This is a genomic window from Methanomassiliicoccales archaeon, assembly GCA_035527755.1.
Classification (GTDB): domain Archaea; phylum Thermoplasmatota; class Thermoplasmata; order Methanomassiliicoccales; family UBA472; genus UBA472.
Genome location: DATKZX010000013.1, coordinates 41,415 through 49,709, shown reverse-complemented (window position 1 = coordinate 49,709; position 8,295 = coordinate 41,415). Strand labels below are relative to the sequence as shown.

4 protein-coding genes and 1 rRNA gene are annotated in these 8,295 nt (G+C 53.0%); 1 reads left to right on the top strand and 4 read right to left on the bottom strand.

All coding sequences use genetic code 11. From position 1 onward, the window contains the following. The coding region (locus VMW85_05385; protein ID HUT27459.1) for an SdrD B-like domain-containing protein at window positions 1-2,593 on the top strand (2,593 nt) is incomplete at its 5' end. A gap of 136 nt (window positions 2,594-2,729) precedes the next feature. On the opposite strand, the gene rrf is transcribed toward VMW85_05385, so the two are convergent. The 4 genes from rrf to VMW85_05365 form a co-directional block, all read right to left on the bottom strand. Then, window positions 2,730-2,850 (bottom strand): 5S ribosomal RNA (rrf, locus tag VMW85_05380). A gap of 30 nt (window positions 2,851-2,880) precedes the next feature. Beyond that, window positions 2,881-3,366, bottom strand: coding sequence for a DUF835 domain-containing protein (locus VMW85_05375; GenBank protein HUT27458.1), 486 nt, complete (start codon window positions 3,364-3,366; stop codon window positions 2,881-2,883). Window positions 3,367-3,414: 48 nt separating this feature from the next. Continuing rightward, entirely contained in the window at window positions 3,415-4,134 is a 720-nt protein-coding gene (locus tag VMW85_05370) for a DUF92 domain-containing protein (GenBank protein HUT27457.1), read from the bottom strand. A gap of 27 nt (window positions 4,135-4,161) precedes the next feature. Further along, window positions 4,162-8,214 carry a PKD domain-containing protein gene (locus tag VMW85_05365; protein ID HUT27456.1) on the bottom strand — a complete coding sequence of 1,351 codons (4,053 nt, stop codon included), beginning with the start codon at window positions 8,212-8,214 and terminating at the stop codon, window positions 4,162-4,164. Window positions 8,215-8,295: the final 81 nt, after the last annotated feature.

The window sequence follows — 8,295 nt, the reverse complement described above, 5'->3', positions numbered from 1 at the left end:
TACTGGCTGGTACAGCGTGGCTCCGACCGAGTTCGAGGTCACCATCGGCCAATCCGGTGAACACGTGGACGTCACCTTCCTGAACATCGAGAAGGGACAGATCTGCGTGATGAAGTACGAGGATATCAACGGCAACGGTATGCTGGACGACGGTGACGTGATAGTACCGGGAATAACCATCACCCTATACGATGACCAAATGATGGAGATGGCCTCTGGAGTCACCGATGAGTACGGATTGGTCTGCTTCACCGACCTGGTCCTAGGCACCTACTATGTCGAGGAGACCCTAACCAACGAATGGTACACCGAGGGTCCCACGCTCAAACAAGTGGTCATAGACGAGTCCGGCGAAAGGGTAAGTGAATACTTCCTGAACATCCGCTATGGCAAGATCTGTGTCTTCAAGTATGAGGACCTGAACGGCGATGGCGAATGGCAAGAGGGCGAGCCTGGAGTGGCCGGAGTGACCATCGAGGTATGGCAGAACTGCGAACTGATCCGTTCAGATGTTACTAATGAAGGCGGATTCGTTTGCTTCGAGCTGCTGCGCTTCGGTGACTATATCGTCCGCGAGAACCTGGCAGCAAGCCATATGGACTGCTGCTGGTACAACTCGACCGATAGTATGGTCTGGGTAACTCTCAGCGCTCAGGACCGCGATCAGATGGTAAGCTTCGGCAACGTCCGATTCGGCATGATCTGCGGGTACAAGTACTACGATGAGAACCTGAACGGTATGTTCGATCCGTGCACGGAAACCGCCGTTCCTGGTTGGGAGATCCAGCTGTGGAAGGACGGTATGCTGTGGGCGATGACGCACACCGACCGCAATGGTATGTACTGCTTCTGCCACCTCGAGTTCGGTGAATACACCGTGGTCGAAGTGATGCAAGAGGGCTGGTACGCCACCGGGCCTACCCAAGATGTCGTAGTGATTGACGAGTCCGGAGGACGAGGCAACGTCAACTTCTTCAACGCCCAGAACGGTTGGATATGCGTATACAAGTACGAGGATCTGAACGGGGATGGCGTTTGGCAGGAGGGTGAGCCAGCAGTTCCAGGCGTTACCATAGTCGTTTGCCACGATGGTCAGGAGGTGGCCCGCGGGGTCACCGATGAGGAGGGCAAGGTATGCTTCGAGCTCAGGGTCGGCGAGTACACCGTAAGGGAGATGCTGACATGTTGCTGGTACACCACCACCGACAATCCGCAGGTAGTTGTACTGGACGGACCGAGGGCCGACGTGACCTTCCTGAACGTCCGGTACGGATGCATATGCGGGTACAAGTTCAATGACGCCAACATGAACGGTGTCTGGGACATGTGCACCGAGGAAGGCATCGAGGGCTGGGAGATCCAGCTGTGGAAGGACGGCGATATGATCGCCTGGACCCTTACTGACGCGGATGGCCACTATGCCTTCTGTGGCCTGAGGATCGGCGACTATACCGTGATAGAGGGCATGCAGGAAGGATGGCTGGCCACAAGTCCGCCGGAGATCCAAGTGTCCCTAGAGCGGTCCGGTCAGCTGGTTAGCGATATCAACTTCCTGAACTTCTTCGCTAACCCCTGCATCTGTGTGGACAAGGACATGAGCGCTGAGCTCTATGAGTTCATGTCTCACACCCAAGGATACTGGAAGAACCATCCATGTGATTGGGTAGGACTGGGAATACTCCCAGGCGACCTATTCCCGTGGGTGGACCTCTCCGTCTATCCTGATGGCCTTACCTACATGGAGGTGTTCAACACCCCGGTGAAAGGCGATGCCACGCTGATCCTGGCCCACCAGTATATAGCAGCCAAGCTGAACGATCTGATGTGGGGCGCCCCGGACGGATATGTTGAGTTCATAACCGACGCCGAGGAGTTCCTGGCAGCCCATCCCGTAGGCAGTGACCCACAGGATTGCGACAGGAATATCGCTACGCACCTGGCCGGGATACTGGCCTCCTACAACGAGGGCGAGTTCTGCGCTGGAATGCCCATGGGTCTCCTGACCTACACCATCAACGTGGTCAACTGCGGCGGTATTGCACTGTACAACGTGGCGGTATACGACACGCTGTTAAACCAATGGTTCCGCCTCTGCGATTATGGTGATCTCGACGGCATACTGGATATAGGCGAATGTTGGGCATTCACCTATACCTACGAGATACCGGGCGACTTCTGCCATGATTGCAACTGTTACGGCCACGAAGACGGATGCGGCTGCGATGATTGCGATCGCTGCTGTGACGACTGTGGGGGATGCTCGCACACGATATGCAACACCGCCATCGCCTTCGGTCAATGGGGCCCGGTCGAACAGGACCTATGGGTCTGTGATAAGGATTCCGCCTGCTTCACCATGCCTACGGACTCGGAATGCGATGGTTGCGACCACGAGTGCGATCAGGGTGATGACTGCGACTACATGTCCTGCAGCTATTACCTGAACCGCGATCTCGAAACTCAGGTATGCATCATTAGGTTCGGAATCGACACCATACAGGACGAGGTCCCGAACCAGGATGCCGCAGACTTCAACGAAGGGTCGGAAGCGAACCACGAGGAGAACGAGCCAATTATGGAGGTTGGCCAGTAATCCGCGCGGTCAACTATCTATCGTTAGAATAAAACCCTAAACAGGGGGGCAACCCCCTGTTAAAGACTTTCTTTTTTCTAATAGCGTTCGATGGGAATCCCCATCAATTATAAAACATGAATAATGAAGTAAGGATGGCTGACAGCGTTCCAGGCTTCCCGTGGGCTCGCGCACCACAGTACAACGGAGAACGCGGGCGGGCTTAGCTTCTGGGATCAGACGAGACCAGGCGTATCCCCGCCGCGATGGCCGTCAAACCATCCTTGAATCCCAGGAATCTGAACTATCTATTTAACTGTTTCTGAACCGGTAGAGGCGAACAGCTGTTCTGGACTCTCCAGCACTATGGTCTCTCTTTCTAGGAACGCCAGCTCTTGTTGCGTGAAACTCCTAGGATCGGTAAATATCAGCACGATCCCTCGATTGACGCAAGCCTCCTCGTATAGACGACCGATGAAATTGGTAAGATCATAGAAGTCGTTGCCTTGCTTGAATTCCTGAAAGCCGAAGATGACCACGGCCTTTCCCTCGCCCCTTCTCAGATGACTGGTCAAGTGTCGCAGCAGGAACACCAGGCCATCGGTTCTGATGGCCCGGTTTTCGCGATCAGGTTCCAGAATGGTGATGTCGGCGTCCGAAGTGATGTCAACGTCTTGAGGAGATACCAGGACCGTGTCGAGCCCCTCTTCGACCAAACGATGCAAGAAGGTCGATACCACATTGACCTCTTCCTGAATTATCAGAAAGGCCCCGAACTCCTCCTTTCCTACCAACTCGACAACCCCTATTACATAGGGGTGCTGGCAATTAAAACTGTTTGTTCAGAGGAGCAGCAACAGGGCAATCGCCGCCCCCAATGCCATGGAGGTCACGTTGTTCCACAACTTGCTGATCCAGCCCATTGTTTCCAATGTCGCGCCGATCACACTATCAATGAAACAGCCCAAAACTCCCATGGCGATGGGGATCAGCACCAGCGGTTGTGGCACAGTTCCTAATATGACCACCCATCCGATCAAAGCGGCAAAGGCGCTCGCCATAATGGCCCACGACGTGCCGTACAGGGAGACCCCCCCGTCCACTCCTGGGGGGACCCGCTTGAAGGTGGTGATCATATACACCCTGTCGGAGAGAACGCCCAGCTCGCTGGCCGTCGTATCCGCCGCGGCGACGCATATCGCGCTCATGAAGATCAGGGCTGGCACCTCTCCTTCCCACCCGGCCAGGAAGGTCAGCACAGCGACGAGGACCAGCACAGCACTGTTGGCCACCACGTTGCGGTAGGAGCGCTCGCCCTTATGGCCCTCCTGCACCCCTTTCCTTATCTTCAACTCCATCTTGTATCTTGTGACCACAAAGCCAGTTAATGCGAACACGATCAGAAGCAGCAGCCAACCTATCCCACCGAAGAGCCCTAGGACCATTCCTATGATGAAGGAGGCCAAGCTACCGTCCAGTGTCAGGAGCTCCAGTTTCCATGAGAGGAGGGAGAGCGTCGCGCACAGGGCGAGCACGATCGCCGCCTGTTCTAGCGTTATCATTCCGTCCCACCCAAAAATTCGCAGATATTAAAAGGAATCCGTATCCCCGTCCTTCCGCTTAAAACGGTCCAGGGGATTGCCCCGCTGGAAAATTGGCTTGGTGTCATCCCTTATACCGCGCACCTTCTCCAGGTCGCCATCCCATTCTCGGAGGACGCCGGCGTAATTATCATCTATGTTATCCAGGACTTTCTGCATACGCTGAGGTGCTGAACCGGCCCTCTTGCCGCTGAGCATCACTGCCAGGAAGAAATCGTCCTTTCTTTCCACTAATAATTTCTTTTCACCAAAGTCCATTCGGCTGAGCACCGTGGAGCTTTCGTCCTTGAAGGAATCGCGAACGAAGTTCTGCAGGGCTATGAGCATGCCGCCGAGGATCTCGTCGTCCATACCGGGCTTCAGCCGTCGGGTCTGGTGAGCCAAAAGCGTTCCGTCGTGGTACATTACGAAGACCTCGTCGACTATCGGCCGAGACAGGAACAGGTATGTCAGCAGGGCCAGGAGGCATATCAAAGACAGGGCGGAGGTGAGCATGAACAGGCTGGAGTCTTCGTATTCCACGGAGATGACGAAGGGGTCGGTGGTAGCTACGTGCTCGGCCAGGTCCTCAGCGATGATACGGTAGGATATCTCTTTGGAACGGTTCTGTGCCGGGATCTGTCCGAAGTAAGAGCCCGAGTCTTCCAGGGTCATGGCCACAGTCCAGGTGACATTGTCGATGGTATATTCCAGCGTGACAGACTCGACGCCGACCACGTCCGTGACATTGACATGAATGATTATTGGTTTACCCACCTCGCCTTTCAGCACCGGGTTGGAGATTGTTATGACCGGTGGCAACAGGTCGATGGTCACGTTCCTGGTCTTGGAGACCGGAGTGTTATGGTCGTCCCTGACCTCCAGTTTGACCGGGTACTGGCCATCGTTCAGGAAGGTGTGCGTGATCTCATACGAAGTATTCCAGGAGGTCCAGGTCCCCTCGAAGTTCCAGCGGTATTGGAGTATGGGTTGGTCGTTCTCGGTGTCCGAGCTCAGAGCGGCAGAGAATGATACCTCTCCGGCGTTCTGGGTGGGCGCGAAAGTGAAATCGGCTGATGGTGCTGGGTCATTGATCAATAGGGTGAAGGATATCTCGGAATAGCTGTCAGCGTCCCACACCTTAACGGTGACCAGGTAAGAGCCAGATACGGTATAGCGGTGGGCCACGGTGTTGAAGGTGGTATTGTCCATCTGGAGGCCATTGGTCTGGAAGTCCCACTGATAACGTACGATGACATCCTGCGTGGCCGTGGCGTTCACTATGAAACGGACCTCGTCCCATTCATTGTAGGTACTCTTGCCATCGCTGGTGAACAGGCCGGTCACGCTCGGACTCGTATCCCCGACAATCAGGGTCCTGCTGCTGGAATGTGTGCTACCATCGGAATCTGTGACTAATAATGTCACCAGGTATGGTTCGGTCCTGTTGTTCTCATATACATGGGTCGGGTCCTTCAGGGCGCTGCTCCCTCCATCGCCGAAGGTCCAGAACCAAGAGGTGATGTCATCGGTGAAGGTGCTGTGGTCGGAGAAATATACCATCTGTTTTTCCAGAGGCGATGAGGTATCGATCTGGAAGAGCGAGATTGGTGCTGAATCATTAATCGTAACGCTGATGGTGGCGCTATCCATGCTACCATCATCGTCGGTCACGGTCAGTTCGACATCGTAAGTTCCGTTTCCAGCATAGGTGTTCTGTGGATTCTGAATCGAAGAGATCTGACCATCTCCGAAATCCCAATGCCAGGAGGTTATTGTGTCCGGATAGGAGGTGCTAAGGTCGTTGAACTGGACCGGCTGACCCTCCATCAGCGTCGTTCCAAAGTATGAAAGGGCAGCCTTTGGACCAACATCTTCTATGATGATCTGGTCCGAGTACGTGTGATTCAGACCGCTTTGGTCCGTCACTACGAGAGTGACAGTGAACGTCCCATTATCCGGGTAGGAATAATTGTAATAGGGGTTCAAGCCCCCTGAACGATATTGGCCATTGCCAAAGTTCCATGCGTACGTCAGCAAGGCCTGGTCAGACACTGAATCAAAGCTCGATGAACCATCGAATGTGACGGCAACCCCCTCAAAGTGTTCACCCGCTTCTACTGTCCAGAACGCGGTCGGCGCGAAATTGTTCTGGTAAAAGAATGATATGGTGTGGGAAAGGACGGAATACGCGATCAGATCGTCCTTGATATCCCCATCCACGTCTCCGATCATGAGCAATACGGGGGAGGCGCCAACGGTCTGTCGGGTCAAAATGGAAAAACCGGAGCCTGAATATTCGTATGCAATTAGGGTAGAATTCCTAGTTATCACAGCAAACTCACAATGGCCATCATCGTCCAGGTCTCCGAGCTTGAAATATTGTGACCCCTCCGGAATAGCTACGGTCCTTATTGGTTGGCTCTGATCAAACCCATTTTCGTATGAGGGGTTCTGCATATACAAATGCATCATAGTAGATGTGGAGGTCAGAAGATCGTCGAGGCCATCTGAATTAAGATCGGCGACCGCGAGCCCTCTGATATTTGCCATGATATTCATGTACTGGTGAGCACTGGCGATGAATCTGGTCGAACCCCCTTGTTGATAGTATATCTCGATACGAGATGCGCTGGAATTGACCAGGGCGATATCAGTCATGTGGTCGTTGTCCCATGCTAATTGTCCGGTGGCGATCGATGAAACCGAGGAGCCTGGTAAAGCGAGCGTAAAGCGTTGAGAATCAGAGAACGGAGCACTCGTTCCAGAGTTATTAAAAATGTTCACTCCTCCATTCCCACCCACGACCAGGTCCGTCAGTGAATCATCATTAAGGTCACCGCTGGTAAGGGATAACGTCTGAGAAAAGGTAGATGTCAAATTGAGGGTCGTCCCTCCTCCGCTTAGGAAGGTCGGAGCGCCGAACATTACAATGACATCCTTTGTGTCGAAAGCGGCCATGATCAGATCGTCATAACCATCATCGTTCAGGTCCGTCGACAAAATGGCCGATAGGTTCAATCCAACGTATCGTTGAGCCAGATTGGGGCTGCCTTCACGAATGAATCTGATGATGGATAAGGACTGGTTATAGGTCGCGATCGCATTTCCATTTCCGTTGAAGTCTCCCATCGTCGAGAGGTCCGCGGATATCCCTGACACGAACTGATTATCATTGGCGTTGGATGCGGTATCCAGGTTCTGATAATAGATGGAAACGGTTCCATATCCGGTCGAGGGCCGGGAAATGACCACCAGGTCGCTCAAGTCATCCGAGTTCATATCCGCCGTCTTCACGCTTATTGGGTTCAAGGGTGTGGGGAAGGTGATGGCATTGGAATAGCTGTATGAACCTGAGATCGGAGTGTTGAATACGGTGATGTTGTGGTAAAGGGTCGATGAACTCGTCACATCTATCCTTCCATCACCGTTGATATCGATGGCAGCCAACGATGATATCATGGACTGGTCCCCCTTATTCGTGTACATTTCGAACGAACTGGTGCTGTTCGAGTAACGCCAGAACTTAAGCATGGAGGTTCCTTTTTCAGCAATTACTAGATCCTTCAACCCGCCACTTACGAGTTGTTCCAGCATGATAGCGGTTGGATTGTTCAGAGGGATGGAGGTCGTGGCGGTCCAGATCAGACCGTTGGAATTACCGTTTACAAAACCGACCACCGTTCCCGTAGTTTGGTCTCCCACGATCATATCGACCAGATCATCCCCATTGAAGTTACCTAGCGTGAAGTAACGGGGCAGGTCCATGTTATAGAGGACGTTATCAAGATCAATCTCTACTCCACCCAGGCCATAATCATCAGAATGGAAATGAATCCTTATTCCAGAATCAAAAGGGGCGGAATCTCTGGAAAAAAGGGTCACGATATCTAAAAAGGTATCATTGTCTAGGTCTTCCAGGAGTACTCCGTGTGGCCTTAGGATTGTATTATATTTGTTTTCGTTCGAAACGATGAAACCACTCGATTGGTTTAGGATGACCACATTATTGCTGGTGGTGTTCAAGGTCACCACAAGATCGTTCAGGTCGTCGTGGTTCATGTCTCCCACCGCTATGTCCGTTACAAAGTAGGGGGATAAACTGACGCTCGTACGATTCGTATAGGAAAAGCTATTTTGTGG

What these genes read in the sequence shown, in the direction of transcription:
- VMW85_05365 (HUT27456.1), bottom strand. Translation starts at nt 8,214, where the DNA reads ATGAACCACGACGACCTGAACGATCTTGTGGTGACCTTGAACACCACC.
- VMW85_05370 (HUT27457.1), bottom strand. Translation starts at nt 4,134, where the DNA reads ATGATAACGCTAGAACAGGCGGCGATCGTGCTCGCCCTGTGCGCGACG.